This window comes from Thioclava sp. 'Guangxiensis', from assembly GCF_045348365.1.
Classification (GTDB): domain Bacteria; phylum Pseudomonadota; class Alphaproteobacteria; order Rhodobacterales; family Rhodobacteraceae; genus Thioclava; species Thioclava kandeliae.
The window spans coordinates 166,189-183,976 of record NZ_CP155822.1; the positions used below are offsets into that span (position 1 = coordinate 166,189).

The window sequence follows — 17,788 nt, forward strand, 5'->3', positions numbered from 1 at the left end:
TGCTTCCTCCTCATAGGAGGCATCATCCCCCTCGAAGGGTCTGTGAAAGACTGCCATATTCCGCCTCGCCGCCGGTTTCCCGGTCCACTACCTTCTCATCCAGCGGCGTGCGTTTTAGCGCATCTCTTCAGCCGGAGTGACACCAAGGATACCAAGTCCGGCAGAAATCACAACCGCCGTGGCGCGGGCCAGAGCGATTCGTGAGGTGGTCGCAGCCTCGTCACCTTCCTGGAAGAAGCGCAATTCGGGCTTGTCATTGCCGCGATTCCACAGGCTGTGGAGGTCGGAGGCCAGCTCGTAGAGGAAGAAGGCCACGCGGTGCGGCTCATTGGCACGGGCGGCGATTTCCACCAGACGCGGCCATTCGGCGATCTTGCGTGCAAGCGTGGCCTGTGCGGCATCCTCAAGCATGATATCGGCCTGCGAGAGCTTGGCATCATTGAGATCCCAGCCCGCTTCCGCCGCCTTGCGCATGACCGAACAGACCCGCGCATGTGCGTATTGCACATAGAAAACGGGGTTATCCTTGGACTGCTCGAGCACTTTGTCGAAATCGAAATCGAGGGCTGCGTCATTCTTGCGGGTCAGCATATGGAAGCGGGTCACATCGGCGCCCGCCTGCTCGACCACATCGCGCAGGGTCACAAAGGTGCCTGCACGTTTGGACATCTTGAAGGGCTCGCCATTCTTGAACAGCTTCACCAGCTGGATCAGCTTGATGTCGAGCGGAACGCGACGGTCCGAAAGCGCCGCCACGGCCGCCTTCATCCGCTTCACATAGCCACCGTGATCGGCGCCGAAGACGTCGATCAGCATGTCATAACCGCGTTCGACCTTCGTCCAGTGATAGGCGATATCGGGCGCGAAATAGGTCCAGCTTCCGTCGGATTTTTTCACCGGACGGTCGACATCATCCCCGAACTGGGTCGATTTGAACAGCGTCTGCTCGCGCTCTTCCCAATCCTCGGGCAGCTTGCCCTTCGGCGGCTCAAGCACACCCTCATAGATCAGACCCATATCTTCTAGGCGCTTGAGCGCCGCCTCGATTTGGCCCGTGCCATAGAGCGATTTCTCGGAATAGAAGACATCCATCTTCACACCTAGCGACGCCAGATCACTGCGGATCATCTCCATCATCGCTTCGGTGGCGAACTCGCGGATATCCTCAAGCCAGAACTGCTCGCCTTTTTCCAGCAGGCTGTCGCCATATTTATCCTTGAGCGCCTGCCCCACCGGAATCAGGTAATCGCCCGGATAGAGACCCTCGCGGATCTCGGGCTCGAGGCCGCAGGCCTCCCGGTAGCGCTCATAGGCAGAGCGCGCCAGCACATCGACCTGCGCGCCACCATCGTTGATGTAATATTCGCGCGTGACATCATAGCCCGCGAAATCCAGCAGGCTCGAGAGCGCATCGCCGAAGATCGCGCCACGGGTGTGCCCGACATGCATCGGACCGGTCGGATTGGCCGAGACATATTCGACATTGACCTTCAGACCCTTGCCCAGATCGGCACGGCCGAAATCAGGGCCTGCGGCGAGCGCCGCACGGGCCACATCGCCCCAAACGGACGCATCGAGACGCAGGTTCAGGAAACCGGGCCCTGCCACTTCGGCGGAGGTCACACGCGGCTCCTCGCGCAGCTTGGCAGCCAGCGCCTCGGCCAGATCGCGGGGCTTGGCGCCTGCGGGCTTGGCCAGCACCATCGCGGCATTGGTCGCCATATCGCCATGCAGCGCGTCTCGCGGCGGCTCGACGGTTACGTTGCTCAGGTCCAGCCCCTCGGGGAGCGTGCCGTCCTTCGTCATCTCGTTCAGCGCGTTGATCACGACCGCGCGGATATTGGCAAACAGGTTCATCTGGGTCTTCCTCTGGTTGCCTCTCCACTGCCAGAGGCGGCGGTCAAGGTCAACTGTTGCGGCACGGACCACGGGGTTTTGCGTGGGTCACTGCCCCGTATCGCGCCACATCAGGGCAGCGGCGCGACCGGACCGGGGGCGGTGTCGGGTTTCTCGTCTACCTCGGTCACCGCCACGCTGGCCGCCTCGTCGGAGCCTGCATCGGGCGGCAGGAGCGACAGTATCCGCACCCCCGCATCGGCCTTCAGCTCCTCGGGCTTGTCGATGAAACCGATCTCCCCTTTTGGAGAAATCCGCAGAAGCGGCACGGCCATCGGGCGCAGCGCGCGCCATTGTGCCAGCGTGAACTCCTCGGTCAGGCGGGTCACGCGGAAGCTCCAGCCCTCGCGCACCATATCGCGGAACATATCGAAGGTCCGCCCCGCCCCGAAGGGCTGTCCGCCCAGCTGCGCAGGCAGCGCATGACGGCGCTGGTCCTCGCGCTGACGGGCGACCTGCCAGACGTTGGCACGGCCCAGCTCTGCGCCGAGATCGGTGCAGACCAGCGTGTTGTAGGCGTCGTTATCGGTGACCGCCAGAACATTGGAATAGGAGAGCCGCTCGATCGTATCCTCGGCGGCCTCCCCCAGAATATCGCCATAGAAGGTCTTCAGCCCCGCCGCCCGTGGCCGGATCAGGTGCTGGTGGTTGGAATCGGCGATCAGCACCGGCACATCGGCCTTTTGCAACGCCTCGCCCAGACGGGTGGAAAACCGCGAGCCGCCCACGATCAGCACGCCCGGCTTCTCGGTATCGGCCAGTCCCAACGCCCGCGCCAGAGGTGCCAGTGTGAACCCGTGCAGCACCACCGTGACCGTCACCAGCAGGAAGGCCAGCGGCGCGATCATCGCGCCATCGGCCACGCCGGCATCGGCCAGACGCTGCCCGAAGAGCCCCGCCACCGCCACCAGAACCACCCCGCGCGGGCCGGTCATGGCGATAAAGACGCGCTCTTTCCACGGGATTTTGGTGCCCAGAAGCGACAAAAGCACCGTAGCAGGGCGCGCGATGGCGATCACCGCCACTAGGAAGCCCAGTGCCTTCCAGTTCAGGAGCCGCAGCTGCGAGATATCGAGGCTCGCTGCCAGCAGGATGAACACCCCCGACACCAGCAGAACAGTGGCATGCTCCTTGAACCGGCGCAGTTCGGTATAGGAGGGGAGATCGGCATTGCCGATCACCAGCCCCATCATGGTCACTGCCAGAAGCCCGCTTTCATGCAGCACCGCATCACTCAGCGCGAAGGTAAACAGCAGCGCCACGAACAGCACCGGCACCTTCATGAATTCCGGCACCCGCCCGCCCTCGAACGCCCAGACCATCGCCCGCCCGCTGGCAAGGCCGAAGACCAGCGCGAAGAGAATGCCGAGCCCTGTCTCGAGCGCGGCCTCGCCCAGCCCCAGATCGGCATGGAACACCAACACGACCCCATAGGCCAGCACAGCAGCCAGCGCGCCGATCGGGTCGTTGACGATGGCCTCCCATTGCAGAAGCTGTGCCGGTCGCCGTGCCAGACGCGCGGAGCGCAGAAGTGGTGCGATCACCGTCGGGCCGGTGACGATCATGATGCCACCGAAGACGGCGGAGCTTTCCCAGGAGAGATTGGCTGCCAGCCGCAGGGCAAGCGTCGACATCAGCCAGCCCAGAGGCGCACCGATCAGCACGAGCCGCATCACACCGGCCCGCGCATCGCCCAGTCGGTGGAGGTCAAGCGACATGCCCCCCTCGAACAGGATCACCGCCACCGCCAGACTGATCAATGGGCCGGTCAGGTCACCGAAATCGCGCATCGGGTCGATGAGCCCCGTCACCGGCCCGACGATAACGCCCGCGATCAGCATGAAGACGATGGCCGGAAGGCGGAGCCGCCATGCCAGCCACTGGGCACCGACGCCGACCGCGCCCACCGTGGCGAAGGCCATGACAGGACCGAGGCCTGCAGCATGCGTGACGATCTCTGAAGTCATTCCAAGTCCTCGCTTTCGGGGGGACGCCAAGCTTTGTCACCTTGGGTCATGGCTGTCAAAACCAAAGCAAGGAGATAGCGCTCCCGGACGGCGCAGGCAATTGCGCTGATCGGTCGCACGGGTCCGCCGGGCTGCATTGCAGGCATAATGGCCACCATTATGGCGAAACAATCGCTACATCCGCCGCTGCATGGCCCTTTACATTGACCTTTTGCTGAAATTCGGCTAGTGCACACGCCATCCCATAATCCGGTGGGAGCTAGCCGGGGCGCCTGAACCGTCGCGTCCCTTATTTTCTGCAGACATTGCTCTGCTGTTATCAGGACGCGTATGACCAAGTTTTCCGAGCTGAAACTCGACCCCAAGGTTCTTCTTGCCATCGAAGAGGCGGGATACACTTCGCCCACTCCGATTCAGGAAAAAGCGATTCCCCCTGCCCTCGAGGGCAAGGATGTTCTGGGGATCGCCCAGACCGGGACCGGCAAGACCGCGTCCTTCACCCTGCCGATGCTGACCCGCCTGCGCCGTGGCCGTGCCCGCGCGCGGATGCCGCGGTCGCTGGTGCTCGCACCGACGCGCGAACTGGCCGCGCAGGTCGCCGAGAATTTCGACCTCTATGCCAAACATACCAAACTGACCCGCGCCCTGCTGATCGGTGGCGTGGCCTTTGGCGAGCAGGACAAGCTGATCGACAAGGGTGTGGATGTGCTTATTGCCACTCCGGGCCGCCTTCTGGACCATTTCGAGCGCGGCAAGCTGATCCTGACCGATGTGAAGGTGATGGTGGTCGACGAGGCTGACCGGATGCTGGATATGGGCTTCATCCCCGATATCGAGCGCATCTTCCAGCTGACGCCTTTCACCCGTCAGACGCTGTTCTTCTCGGCAACGATGGCTCCCGAGATCGAACGTATCACCAATACCTTCCTGCAGGCGCCGGTGCGCGTGGAAGTGGCCCGTCAGGCCACCACCTCGCAGACCATCACTCAAAAGCTCATCGAGATCACCCCGCCCCGCAAGGATCAGGCCGCCAAGACCAAGCGCGAACTGCTGCGCGCGGTGATCACCGCCGAGGGCGAGAAGCTCGATAACGGGATCGTCTTCTGCAACCGCAAGACGGATGTGGATATCGTTTCGAAATCGCTGCAAAAATACGGTTTTGATGCGCAGCCGATCCATGGCGATCTGGACCAGTCGCAGCGGACCCGCACGCTGGAAAGCTTCCGCGATGGCAAGCTGAAAATCCTTGTGGCCTCCGATGTGGCGGCCCGCGGTCTGGATGTGCCCAGCGTCAGCCACGTCTTCAACTACGATCTGCCGATGCATGCCGAAGACTATGTGCACCGCATCGGGCGAACCGGTCGCGCGGGCCGTCTGGGCACCGCGATCTCGCTGGCGACGCCTTATGACGAGAAATTCCTCGGCCAGATCGAGGATCTGGTCAAGACGACCCTGCCCCGCGCGGAAATTCCCGAAGGGTTCGAGCTGTCCGACGCCGCAAGCCAGGCTCCGCGCCCGCGCACCGAACGTGGTGGCCGCTCGTCCTCCTCGCGCAGCGAACGCGGCGGGCGCAATGGACGTGACCACAAACGTCCCGTCCCCGATCACGGTCAGGAAGCGTCGAAAGAGCCGCTGAACGTGGCTGTCCCCGAGGCAAAATCCGTCGAGGCTAAAACCGCCGAACGCCGCTACGATGACCGCCGCGACAGCGAGCGCCGCGAAGAGGCTCCGCGCGCCGAAGCCGAGACCCCGCGCAGCCCCCGCCATGATCATGGAAAATCCTACGAACACGGCCGTGCGCAGCCGGAGCGTCATGGCTCCGACCGCTACCGCCGCAATCGTCGTGATGATGGCCCCGATGTGGTCGGCATGGGCGACCATGTGCCGGAATTCCTGCTGCGCGAATTCGTGATTTCGCGTCCGAAGGATGACGAGCATGACGAGGACAGCGTAGTCGAAACGACGGCCGAGGTGACAGTCGAGGCCGCGGCTCCGGCAGCCCCGGTCGAGGCGAAGGCCGATATTCAGGCCGAGGCTCAAACGCAGGTGCAGGAAGAGGCAGAAGCGCCGAAACCCACCCGTTCGCGTCGCCGCAAGGCTGCTCCGAAAAAGGCCGAAGAGACCAGCGCCGAGGCGGCAGTCGAAGCGTCGACCGACGCGGCTGCTCCGGTCGCAACGCCCGAGGCGGACGTAGCCTCCGAAGCCGTCCCCGCGGAACCGGTTGCAGCCGAGCCTGCAGGAGAGACAGCAGCATCTGCCGAAGCTGCGGCAGAGGAACCCGCTGCAAAGCCCAAGCGCACGCGCACCCGCTCGACAACGGCAAAGCCCAAAACGCCCAAGGCCAAAACCACGACCACCAAGGCCGCAGCCAAGCCCAAGGCGACCACCACGCGCAGCCGCAAGAAGAAGACCGATGAACCGGTCGAGGCCGCAGGGGACGCCACCGCCGCTCCGGCAGCGGAAACGCCGAGCGAAAGCAGCGAAAGCTGATCGATCAATCCAGATGCAAGAAAGGCGGCCCCGCGGGCCGCCTTTTTCATGTCTGCTCTATCGTCACGCGCCGCAATGGGCCGACATAAAAATACCCGCCGCGTGCCAGGCACGGGCGGGTATCAATGGCAGGTATTGGGTGCCTATTCGTCCATCAGACGCGAGACGACGACGGTCACTTCCGGCTTCTTGCCGATCTCCTCGAGCGAGCAGGTGCGGGCCTGGCGGCGCAGCACATCCTCGATCTTGTCGTCATCCTTCATCACTTTGCCCGGTGCGCGATCGAGTGCCTCGGAGAGTTCCTGTTCGAGAACCTCCTCGAGCGCGATGCCAGAACGGCCCTTGACCGGCAGGCCCATCGTCTCGACCCACGGATCGCCCAATGGCGCCCCGTCTTCGTCGATGATCACATTCACCATGATATGCCCGTTCAGTGCCATGCGGATACGCTCGCGCACCACACCGTCCAGCGCGCCGATCAGAACGGTGCCATCCAGATAGAGACGGCCCGTCTCGATATATTCCACGACCTTCGGCTGGTCGCCGGTCAGATCAAGCATGGTCCCGTTGGTTGCGATTTCCGAGGCGATACCTTTGGACTGCGCCAGTTTCATATGCTCGCGCAGATGACGGTGCTCGCCATGCATCGGGATCAGGGTCTTGGGCTTGAGCAGATCATGCACCGCCTCCAGATCGGGACGGTTGGCATGGCCCGAAACGTGATAGAGCCCGCCGCGATCACCGATCACCTCAACCCCCATCTCGGAGAAGGCATTCATGATCTTGATCACGCCGATCTCGTTGCCGGGAATGGTTTTCGAGGAGAAGAGGAACGCATCGCCCTCTTTCATCTCGAGACCCAGATATTTACCGCGCGACAGCGCCGCCGAGGCCGCGCGCCGCTCGCCCTGCGAGCCGGTCACGATCAGCATCAGGTTTTCGCGCGGGATGTCGGCGGCCTCTTCGGGTTGCACCACGGAAGGGAAATCCTTCAGCACGCCGGTTTCCTTGGCGGTCTGAACCATCCGTTTCATCGAACGGCCGAGCAGGCAGATCGATCGGCCCGCCGCGACCCCCGCATCGGCCAGCGTTTTCAACCGAGCGACGTTCGAGGCGAAGGTGGTCGCGACGATCATGCCATCCTGCATCTGGATGAGCTTCGTCAGCGGCTCGATCAGAGTCGCCTCCGACTTGCCCGGCAGATGGCTGAAGATATTGGTGGAATCGCAGGTCAACACCTTGATGCCGCCCGTTTCCTGCGCGATCTCGTGCCACATCTGCACGTCGAAGGGTTCGCCGACGATCGGATTTGCGTCGAGCTTGAAATCCCCCGAGTGGACGATCCGGCCTTCGGGCGTGTCGATGATCAGCGCCGAGCTTTCGGGGATCGAATGCGAGATCGGCGCGAATTGCACCTTGAACGGACCCGCCTCGATCACGTGCGGACGCGGCTCGACCACGTTGATCTGCGTGTTCACGCCGTTCTCGTTGAGTTTCTGCTGGCCAAGGCTCGCCGTAAAGGCACGCGCATAGACCGGCTTGCGCAATTTGGGCCACAGGAAGGGCAGCGCCCCGATATGGTCCTCATGCGCGTGGGTAATGAAGATCGCCTCGATGCGCTCGGCATTCTGTTCCAGCCATGCCGCATCGGCCATGATCAGATCGACACCCGGCGATCCGTCCATATCCGGAAATGTCACGCCCAGATCGACGACGATCAGCCGTTCGGACCCTTCGGGACCATAGCCATAGACATAGGCATTCATCCCGATTTCGCCTGCCCCGCCTAGCGGGAGATAGATCAGCCTGTCGCTCATGCGCTTGCCAGCCCCTTGTTATAATCATGGATCAATCGCAGACCATGGATGGTTAGGTCGTACTCGACACTGTCAAAGAGATCAAACCCTTGCTCGAAAAGTTCTGCAAGCCCGCCGGTGGCAATCACCTTCATCGGGCGCGCACGTTCCAGCCGGATCTGGCGCACAATGCCTTCGACAAGACCGATATAGCCCCAAAAGACGCCGGATTGAATACAGGCGACGGTATTTGTGCCCACAGCCTTCTCCGGCATGGTGACATCCACATGCGGCAGGGCCGCCGCCGAGGCATGCAGCGCCTCCAGCGACAGATTGACGCCCGGAGCAATGACACCGCCGATATAGGCCCCGTCGGGCGCCACCACATCGAAGGTAGTTGCCGTACCGAAATCGACGACGATCAGATCACCGCCATGCCGGTCGAAACCTGCCACCGTATTCACCAGCCGGTCCGGACCAACGGTGGTGCCGATATCGACACGCGGCGCCACAGGGAGCTGGCATTCAGGCTTACCCACCACCAGCGGCCGGCAGTCGAAATAGCGGTTGGCCAGAACCCTCAGGTTGAACACCACACGCGGCACAGTCGAGGAAATCACCACCGCCCCTATCCGCACCTTCATATCGTGCAGCATCATCAGCGAGGTCAGCCAGACATAATATTCATCGGCCGTGCGTTTGTGATTGGTCTCGATGCGCCAGGTGCTCAGAAACTCGGAACCGTTCCAGATGGAGAAGACCGTATTGGTGTTCCCGCAATCGATACAGAGAAGCATCGCGCCCCCCTTTCAGAAAAAGATATCAGCGGCAGAGATTGCCAGCCGTCCCTCGGGACGGTTCAGGATCATCGCACCGCTCTCGTCGATGGTTTCAAAAATGCCGTCATGGCTCTGGGTGCCCGTCCGTGCGCGGATAGGCTGGCCAATACGCGCGGCACGTGCCAGCCAAGCCGTGCGGATCGGCGCAAAACCATAGGTCTGGTAATCTGTGGCAAAGCGGTCGAAAGCGGGGGCGAGATAGGCCAGAAACTCGTCCGGCGTCGGCGCATATCCCAAGGCCTGTGCCACGCTTACCGGCGCCACGGCGCCCGCTTCCACGAGCCCCGCCTCGGGCGCCTGTGCCAGATTGACGCCGATACCGATGCAGAGCCATGCCTCCGGCCCCTGTCCGATGGTCTCGAGCAGGATGCCCGACACCTTGCCACCGTTCAGAAGCACGTCATTGGGCCATTTGATCGCCAGTTGCGCCTGAGGCCCACAGATCTGGCCGAGCGCCTCGTCGAGCGCCAGCGCCGCGACAAAGGAATATAGCGCCGCCCGGGCGGGCTCCATGCGGGGCCGGAACAGATAGCTCGCGGAGAAATTCCCCGAGGGCTGCACCCATGCACGTCCCCGCCGCCCATGACCCGCCATTTGCTCATGCGCCAGAATCCAGATTGGCCCCGCTTGTTGCGGAGCCATTCTGGCCGCTTCGGCCATCGTGCTATCGACCCGGGGCAGGACCTTGCGCGCCACTGCCTCGGGCCATTGGGGTAGATCAGTGGACAAGTGCTGCTGCTGCCGCCTGTGCGACACCCTCGATACCGAAGAGGTTGATCGAACCTGCCACCATGATGATCCCGGACCCGATGAGGAGCACGCGCTGCGGTGTCGCGATGCGCTTGTCGATGCCCAGCTCTTCCTCGTCACCGAAATACATGTAGTAGACGATACGCAGGTAGTAGAAGGCGGCGATGGCCGAGCCGATCACGGCAAAGACCGCAGGCCAGACATAACCCGCCTGAACGGCCGCCACCAGCACCGAGAACTTGGCCCAGAAGCCCATCATCGGCGGCACACCGGCCAGCGCGAAAAGCAGGATCAGCAGCGCCCATGCCCGCATCGGACCACGGCGCGCCAGCATGCTGAGGGCCTTGATATCGGTGACCGGCTGGCCGTCGCGCTCCATCGACAGGATGAAGGAGAACATGCCGATATTCATCGCCACATAGACGGCCATATAGATCAGCATCGCAGCCACACCCTGTTCGGTGCCCGCCATCAGCCCCAGAAGCGCGAAGCCCATATGGGTGATCGAGGAATAGGCCATCAGACGTTTGATATTGGTCTGCCCGATCGCACCGATGGAGCCCAGAAGGATCGAGGCCACCGACAGGAGCGCCACGACCTGACCCCATTGGTCGGTCACGCCACCGAAGGCATCGAACAGGAGCCGCGCGAAGAGCGCCATCGCCGCCACTTTGGGTGCGGTGGCAAAGAAGGCGGTGATCGAGGAGGGCGAGCCCTCATAGACATCCGGCGTCCACATATGGAACGGCACGGCGGAGACCTTGAAGGCCAGCCCGATCATCATGAAGACAAGGCCGAAGAGCACGCCCACGGGGATCTGCCCCTCTTTGACCACCGACAGGATACCGGCGAAATCGGTCGTGCCGGCGAAGCCATAGGTGAGCGAGGCACCGTAGAGCATGATCCCCGAGGAGAGCGCACCGAGGACGAAGTATTTCAGACCGGCTTCCGAAGAACGGGTGCTGTCGCGACGCAATGCCGCTACCACATAGAGCGATAGCGATTGCAGCTCGAGCCCGATATAGAGCGACATCAGGTTGCCCGCCGAGACCATCATCATCATACCCACCACGGCCAGCGTGATGAGGATGGGATATTCGAACCGCATCAACCCGCGACGTTCCTGATAATCCACACCCATTGCCAGCACAGCCGCCGCCGAGAGCAGGATCAGCACCTTCGCGAAGCGCGAGAAGTTATCCTCGATGAAGAGCCCGTCAAAGGCCACATTCGTGAGATTGTTGAGACCGATCAGCGCCGCGAAGAGCACAAGGATCGCGACCGTGAGCCACAGGATGAACCCCGCGACCTTGTCCTTGCCAAGCCAGACACCACCCAGCAGAGCCACCATCGCGTAAAGCGACAGCAGGAACTCCGGCATCACCGTGGCGAAATCCGTAGAAGTCATTGTTGGCTCTCCTTACTGCACGGCCACGCCAGCGGCGGCGAGATCGGCATGGTAGTTATTGACCAGATTGGCAACCGTCGGGCCGATGATATCGGTCAGGAAGGCAGGATAGACACCGAGCAGCAGCACGATCGCGACCAGCGGGATCATCATGCACATCTCGCGACCATCGAGATCCTTCACGCTTTTCAGGCTTTCCTTCAGCAACTCTCCGAAGAAGATCCGGCGATACATCCACAAGCCATAGGCCGCCGACAGGATCACACCTAGCGTCGCCAGCGTCGCCGCAATGGTGTGCGCCTTGAAGGCACCGGTCAGGGCGAGGAACTCACCCACGAAGCTCCCCGTTCCCGGAAGGCCAAGATTGGCCATCGTGAAGAACATATAGAAGAGCGCATAGACCGGCATCCGCTTGACGAGGCCGCCGAAGGCCGACAGCTCGCGGGTATGCAGGCGTTCGTAAATGATCCCGACGCCCAGGAACATCGCGCCCGACACGAAACCGTGGCTGAGCATGATATAGACCGCGCCGTCGATCCCCTGCTTGTTGAAGGAGAAGATACCGAGCGTGACAAAACCCATATGGGCGACCGAGGAATAGGCGATGACCTTTTTCATATCGGTCTGCGCCAGCGCCACGAGCGAGGTGTAGATGATCGCGATGACCGAGAGCCACATGATGAAATCGGACATCAGGTCGGCGGCCACGGGGAACATCGGCAGCGAGAAGCGCAGGAAGCCGTAGCCGCCCATTTTCAGCAGGATCGCTGCAAGGTCGACCGAACCGGCCGTTGGCGCTTGAACGTGCGCATCGGGCAGCCATGTATGGAGCGGCCACATCGGGATCTTCACAGCAAAAGACGCGAAGAAGGCAAGGAAGAGGAGCGTCTGCACACCGCCCGGAATGTTGATCCCCAGCACCGAGAAGGCCTCGGAGGAGAAATCATAGCTCATCAGGGTCGGGATATCGGTGGTTCCCGTGATGGCGAACATCCACGCGATCCCCACCAGCATGAAGACCGAGCCCACGAAGGTGTAAAGGAAGAACTTGAAGGTCGCATAGACGCGGCGCCGCCCGCCCCAGACACCGATGATCAGGAACATCGGGATCAGCGAGGCCTCGAAGAAGAGGTAGAACAGCACGATATCGAGGGCGGTGAACACGCCCAGCATGAAGGTTTCCAGCACGAGGAAGGCGATCATATATTCCTTCACGCGGCGGTCATTGACCCATGCGGAGAGAATGGTGATCGGCATCATGATGGTGATCAGCATGACGAAGACGAGCGAGATGCCGTCGATCCCGACCTTGTAGTTCATGCCGAGGATCCATTCCGCCTGTTCGACGAACTGGAAATCAGGGTTGGAGGGGTCGTAGCCTGCCAGCAGGAAGAGCGAGGCCAGAAGCGTCACCAGCGTGGCGGTCAGCGCAAACCATTTCGCGTTACGGTCTGCCGCCTCGGTGCCCCCGCGCATGACCACCGCAAGGATGATCGCCGACAGCGCGGGGATGAAGGTGACGATGGAAAGCAGGTTCTGCATTACTGCGACCCTCCGGCCAGAACGACCCAGAACATGAGCACCACGATGCCGATGACCATGGTGAATGCGTAGTGGAAGAGGTAGCCAGACTGCATCCGGCCAGCGAGACGGGTGAGCGCGGGAATGACCTTGAACGCGAGCCCGTTGATGGCACCGTCGATGGTGGCCTCGTCGATCTTCTTCCAGAAGAAGCGCGCAAGGCCGACCGCGGGACGGCGGAAGATGTATTCATAAAGCTCGTCGAAATACCACTTGTTGAGCAGGAATTTGTAGAGCGGATAGAAGGTCGAGGCCATTTTCGCCGGAAGCTTGGGCTGCGCGATATACATCACCCATGCCACGGCAAAGCCGATGACCATCGCGATGAAGGGCGAGACCTTCACCCAGGCAGGGGCCTCATGTGCATCGTGGATCACATGGTTATCGGGCGCGATGAACACAGCCCCCTCACCCGTCGGACCCATCGCAGGCATCTCGTGCGCGCTCTCGGCGGCGTCACCTGCCTCCGTTGCCTCGGCACCGGTCGCCACAATCGCGCCAGCCCCTTCGGCAGCTTCGGGAGCTTCGACAGCGGCCACTTCATGTGTCGGCATGTTGAAGAACTTGGCCATTTTCTCTTCGTTGCCGAAGAACGGACCATACCAGATCATACCGGCCAGCACGGCCCCCAGACCAAGAATGCCCAGCGGCACGGTCATCACGGGCTTGCTCTCACGGGCATGCTCATGCTTGTGCTTGTCGCCGCGCGCGGTGCCGAAGAAGGTCATGAACATCAGGCGCCACGAGTAGAAGGAGGTAAACAGCGCCGCAATGACCAGCATCCAGAAGGCATAGCCGCCTGCGGTGCCCGCCCATGCGCTCTCCACGATCGCGTCTTTCGACAGGAAGCCTGCAAAACCGATATGGGTCAGCGGGATACCGACGCCGGTAATGGCCAGCGTGCCCACCATCATCGCCCAGAAGGTCAGCGGCAGTTTCTTACGCAGGCCGCCATAGTTGCGCATGTCCTGCTCGTGATGCATCGCGGTGATCACCGAACCTGCAGAGAGGAACAGCATCGCCTTGAAAAACGCATGGGTCAGCAGGTGGAACATGGCAACCGGATAGACCCCCACACCAGCGGCCACGAACATATAGCCCAGCTGCGAGCAGGTCGAATAGGCGATCACGCGTTTGATGTCGTTCTGCACGAGGCCGACGGTCGCGGCGAAGAAGGCCGTGGTCGCACCAAGGAAGACGATGAAGGATTTGGTCTCGGGCGCGAACTCGAAGAGCGGCGACATCCGGCACAGCAGGAACACACCTGCGGTGACCATGGTCGCTGCGTGGATCAGCGCGGAGACGGGCGTCGGGCCTTCCATTGCGTCGGGCAACCAGGTGTGCAGCAGAAGCTGCGCCGATTTGCCCATCGCACCGATGAAGAGGAAGATCGCGCAAAGCTCGACCGCATTCACCGAGAAGCCCCAGAAATCGATGCTGCGCTCGGCAAGCTGCGGCACCATCTGGAAGATCGTATCGAAATCGACCGACGAGCTCAGGAAGAACAGCGCGAAGATCCCGATCAGGAAGCCGAAATCACCCACACGGTTGACGATGAAGGCCTTCATGGCCGCCGCCCCTGCCGAGGGGCGCTTGTAATAGAAGCCGATCAGCAGATAGGAGGCCAGACCCACACCTTCCCAGCCGAAGAAGATCTGGATCAGGTTATCGGCGGTGACCAGCGTCAGCATCATGAAGGTGAAGAGCGAGAGATAGGCGAAGAAGCGCGCTTTATACTGCTCGCCCTCACCGAAATTCTCGTCATGCGCCATGTAGCCGATAGAATAGACATGGACGAGTGCGGAGACGGTGTTGATCACCACCAGCATGATCGTGGTCAGACGGTCCAGACGGATTGCCCAGGAACTGTCGATATCACCCGACTCAATGAAGCGGAACAGCTCGATATGCTGGGTCGGACCATCGAAGGACAGGAACACCACCCAGCTGAGAAAGGCCGCCAGCACCAGAAGCGCGGAGGAGACATACATCGCCCCCTTCTCGGTGATGATCCGCCAGCCAAAGCCCGCGATAAGCGCGCCCAAGAGCGGCGCGAACAGAATGATCGTCGGCATCGCTTATCCCTTCATCACGTTGACATCGGAGACGTCGATCGAGCCACGGTTGCGGAAGAACACCACCAGGATCGCCAGACCGATCGCGGCCTCGGCCGCAGCCACGGTGAGCACGAACATGGTGAAGACCTGCCCCACCAGATCGCCCATATGGGTCGAGAAGGCGACAAGGTTGATATTCACCGCAAGAAGCATGAGTTCGATCGACATCAGGATGACGATGACGTTCTTCCGGTTCACGAAAATTCCGAAAATACCGATGACGAACAGGATCGCCGCCACCCCAAGATAATGCTCAAGTCCGATCATCGTTGTCCCTCCGGGTCATCGCCCCGTACTCCGTCTTTGGCAGGCATCCTGCCGAATTCTTTGGGGCGCGAGGTTCCGCGCCCGATCTGTGTCACGGCAGGCTTAGAGCCCCTGCCCCGGCTTCACATCGATCAGCTTCAGCTGTTCTTTCGGGTCGCGCTGCATCTGCATCATCGGATCCTGACGCTTGATATCCACACGGTGGCGCATGGTCAGCATGATCGCCCCGATCATCGCGACCAGAAGCACAAGGCTCGAGGCCTCGAAGAGATAGAGATACTGGTCATAGAGGATCAGACCGAGCGCACGGGTGTTATCCACTCCCTCGGGCGCCACGGCGGCCCGCAGGCTGGTTGCGCCATCGGCCATCTTCCACGTCCCGATCGCCCAGCCCAGCTGCACGAGGATCACGATCCCGATCAGCACGGCGATGGGCAGATATTTGACCATCCCGCTCTTGAGCGCCGTGAAGTCCACATCGAGCATCATCACCACGAAGAGGAACAGCACCGCGACCGCGCCGACATAGACGATGACCATCAGCATCGCGACGAATTCAGCGCCCATCAGGATGAACAGCCCCGCCGCCGAGAAGAAGGCCAGGATCAGCCAGAGCACCGAGTGCACGGGGTTGCGCGCCAGCACAACCATCAACCCCGACACCACCACGAGGATGGCGAAGAGATAAAACGAAAATACCATCATGCGTCATCTCCCGCAGATTCTTCTGCCTGCTCCGCAAAGACCGCCTTGGCGATCTCGAAGGCACGGCTCATGGCGGGCACCCCGCCAAACATGCTCATCTGGAAGATCGTCTCGGCGATCTCCCGCTGTGTTGCACCGGCTTCCATAGCGTGGCGGATCGTCAGCCGGATCTGGCCGTCGGCCTGCGCACCCATGGCGGTCAGTGCCGCGAGGGTCAGCAGAAGACGCGTCTTCGCATCCAGACCATCGCGATTGAATGTATTGCCAAACCACATCTCCATCATGTCGCGCGACATGGTGGGGAAATAGCTATCGAAAGCCGCAGGATTGAAGCTCTCCAATGCGGGATTGAAGCGGCGGGCCATCTCGGCCCCCTGCTCCATCATCGTCTGGAAAAGTTTGGTGAAATCCTGCGTCATGGCACCTTACCTGTAGGGGGCGTCGATTTCGATATTGCGGGCGATCTCGGCTTCCCAGCGGGCGCCGTTATCGAGAAGCTTGGCCTTGTCGTAGAAGAGTTCCTCGCGGGTCTCGGTCGAGAACTCGAAATTCGGGCCTTCGACGATGGCATCCACAGGGCAGGCTTCCTGACAGAAGCCGCAATAGATGCATTTCGTCATGTCGATATCGTAGCGCGTGGTGCGGCGCGAGCCATCGGCGCGGGGTTCGGCATCGATGGTGATCGCTTGCGCGGGGCACACGGCCTCGCACAGTTTGCACGCGATGCAGCGCTCCTCGCCATTGGGATAGCGACGCAGCGCATGTTCGCCACGGAACCGCGGCGAGAGCGGCCCCTTCTCATGCGGGTAGTTCAGCGTGGGCTTCGGGCTAAAGAAATACCGCATACCGATGCCGAAGCCTTTGATGAAATCGACAAGCAGGAAGTATTTCGCGGCGCGGGCATAATCGAATGCCATATTAGCCTCCAATCGCGAAGCGGGCCCAGAAGGCACCGAGGATTTCGAATTTCGCCAGGAACGAGATCACCACGACCCAGCCCAGCGAGAGCGGAAGGAACACCTTCCAGCCGATGCGCATCAGCTGGTCGTAGCGATAGCGCGGCGTGATGGCTTTCACCATGGCGAACATGAAGAACCAGAAGACCATCTTCAGGAACATCCACAAGACGCCATCGGGCAGACCAGGGATCGGCGAGAGCCAGCCACCGAAGAACAGGATCGAGATCAGCGCACACATCAGCCAGATCGCGATATATTCGCCCGCCATGAAGAGCAGATAGGGGGTGGAGCTATATTCCACCATGAAGCCCGCAACCAGTTCGGATTCCGCTTCCGGCAGGTCGAAGGGCGGGCGGTTCGTCTCGGCCAGTGCCGAGATGAAGAACAGCGCGACCATCGGCAGATGCGGCAGCCAGTACCAGTTGAAGAGGCCGAACGAGCCATCCTGCGCGCGCACGATGTCGGACAGGTTCATCGAGCCGGTCGAGATGATCACCCCGATGATGATCAGACCGATCGAGACCTCGTAGGAGATCATCTGTGCCGCCGAGCGCAGCGAGCCCAAGAACGGATATTTCGAGTTCGACGCCCAGCCGCCCATGATCACGCCGTAAACCTCGAGCGAGGAGATCGCGAAGACGAAGAGGATCGCCACATTGATATCGGCCAGCACCCAGCCATCGGCCATCGGCACCACGGCCCATGCCAGAACGGCCAGCACCATCGACATCAAGGGCGCAAGGAAGAACACGAATTTATCGGCACCGGCGGGAACCACGATCTCCTTGAGAACGTATTTCCCCGCATCGGCGAAGGTCTGGAACAGACCCCACGGACCGACAACGTTGGGGCCACGGCGCATCTGCACCGCTGCCCAGATCTTGCGGTCGCCATAGACCAGAAAGATCAATGCAACCATCACGAAGGCGATCAACGCGACCGCCTGCAGGAGGATGATCACGAATGTGCCAAAGGGTGTAGCGATAAACTCGGCCATGGTGTTCCTCAGATCG

At 61.4% G+C, this 17,788-nt stretch carries 14 protein-coding genes; 1 reads left to right on the forward strand and 13 read right to left on the reverse strand.

All coding sequences use genetic code 11. The features are described 5' to 3' along the window. Positions 1–114: 114 nt before the first annotated feature. On the reverse strand, positions 115–1,857 hold the full coding sequence (gene argS / locus ABEB22_RS00825) for an arginine--tRNA ligase (protein WP_339112202.1): 1,743 nt from the start codon (positions 1,855–1,857) through the stop codon (positions 115–117). A 110-nt stretch (positions 1,858–1,967) separates the two neighbouring features. Then, complete coding sequence (locus tag ABEB22_RS00830) at positions 1,968–3,863, reverse strand: cation:proton antiporter (RefSeq protein WP_406870633.1); 1,896 nt, start codon at positions 3,861–3,863, stop codon at positions 1,968–1,970. Positions 3,864–4,193: 330 nt separating this feature from the next. On the opposite strand from ABEB22_RS00830, the gene ABEB22_RS00835 reads away from it, so the two are divergent. Next, the gene (locus ABEB22_RS00835; protein WP_406870634.1) at positions 4,194–6,353 is read left to right on the forward strand and encodes a DEAD/DEAH box helicase; all 2,160 of its coding nucleotides are present in this window, start codon (positions 4,194–4,196) and stop codon (positions 6,351–6,353) included. A 143-nt stretch (positions 6,354–6,496) separates the two neighbouring features. Here ABEB22_RS00835 and ABEB22_RS00840 read toward each other — a convergent pair whose 3' ends face one another. The 11 genes from ABEB22_RS00840 to nuoH all read right to left on the reverse strand — a co-directional run bounded on the left by ABEB22_RS00840 (position 6,497) and on the right by nuoH (position 17,772). Further along, positions 6,497–8,170, reverse strand: a complete 1,674-nt coding sequence (locus ABEB22_RS00840; RefSeq protein WP_406870635.1) for a ribonuclease J — start codon at positions 8,168–8,170, stop codon at positions 6,497–6,499. Continuing rightward, the gene (locus ABEB22_RS00845; protein WP_339112199.1) at positions 8,167–8,946 is read right to left on the reverse strand and encodes a type III pantothenate kinase; all 780 of its coding nucleotides are present in this window, start codon (positions 8,944–8,946) and stop codon (positions 8,167–8,169) included. The genes ABEB22_RS00840 and ABEB22_RS00845 overlap by 4 nt, the downstream gene beginning before the upstream one ends. A gap of 12 nt (positions 8,947–8,958) precedes the next feature. Beyond that, positions 8,959–9,717: a biotin--[acetyl-CoA-carboxylase] ligase gene (locus ABEB22_RS00850; RefSeq protein WP_406870636.1), complete on the reverse strand. Its 759-nt coding sequence runs from the start codon at positions 9,715–9,717 to the stop codon at positions 8,959–8,961. After that, positions 9,707–11,146, reverse strand: a complete 1,440-nt coding sequence (gene nuoN / locus ABEB22_RS00855; RefSeq protein WP_406870637.1) for an NADH-quinone oxidoreductase subunit NuoN — start codon at positions 11,144–11,146, stop codon at positions 9,707–9,709. The genes ABEB22_RS00850 and nuoN overlap by 11 nt, the downstream gene beginning before the upstream one ends. 12 nt (positions 11,147–11,158) lie before the next feature. Next, positions 11,159–12,688, reverse strand: a complete 1,530-nt coding sequence (locus tag ABEB22_RS00860; protein WP_406870638.1) for an NADH-quinone oxidoreductase subunit M — start codon at positions 12,686–12,688, stop codon at positions 11,159–11,161. Further along, on the reverse strand, positions 12,688–14,802 hold the full coding sequence (gene nuoL, locus ABEB22_RS00865; protein ID WP_339112196.1) for an NADH-quinone oxidoreductase subunit L: 2,115 nt from the start codon (positions 14,800–14,802) through the stop codon (positions 12,688–12,690). The genes ABEB22_RS00860 and nuoL overlap by 1 nt, the downstream gene beginning before the upstream one ends. 3 nt (positions 14,803–14,805) lie before the next feature. After that, a complete protein-coding gene (nuoK, locus tag ABEB22_RS00870) occupies positions 14,806–15,111 on the reverse strand; it encodes an NADH-quinone oxidoreductase subunit NuoK (RefSeq protein ID WP_339112195.1) in 306 nt (101 codons plus the stop codon). A 102-nt stretch (positions 15,112–15,213) separates the two neighbouring features. After that, the gene (locus ABEB22_RS00875; RefSeq protein WP_339112194.1) at positions 15,214–15,816 is read right to left on the reverse strand and encodes an NADH-quinone oxidoreductase subunit J; all 603 of its coding nucleotides are present in this window, start codon (positions 15,814–15,816) and stop codon (positions 15,214–15,216) included. Continuing rightward, positions 15,813–16,235, reverse strand: a complete 423-nt coding sequence (locus ABEB22_RS00880; RefSeq protein WP_339112193.1) for a carboxymuconolactone decarboxylase family protein — start codon at positions 16,233–16,235, stop codon at positions 15,813–15,815. Before ABEB22_RS00880 ends, ABEB22_RS00875 begins: the two co-directional genes overlap by 4 nt. A gap of 6 nt (positions 16,236–16,241) precedes the next feature. After that, positions 16,242–16,733: an NADH-quinone oxidoreductase subunit NuoI gene (gene nuoI / locus ABEB22_RS00885; RefSeq protein WP_339112192.1), complete on the reverse strand. Its 492-nt coding sequence runs from the start codon at positions 16,731–16,733 to the stop codon at positions 16,242–16,244. 1 nt (position 16,734) lies between these two features. Next, positions 16,735–17,772, reverse strand: a complete 1,038-nt coding sequence (nuoH, locus tag ABEB22_RS00890) for an NADH-quinone oxidoreductase subunit NuoH (RefSeq protein ID WP_339112191.1) — start codon at positions 17,770–17,772, stop codon at positions 16,735–16,737. Positions 17,773–17,788 lie beyond the last annotated feature (16 nt).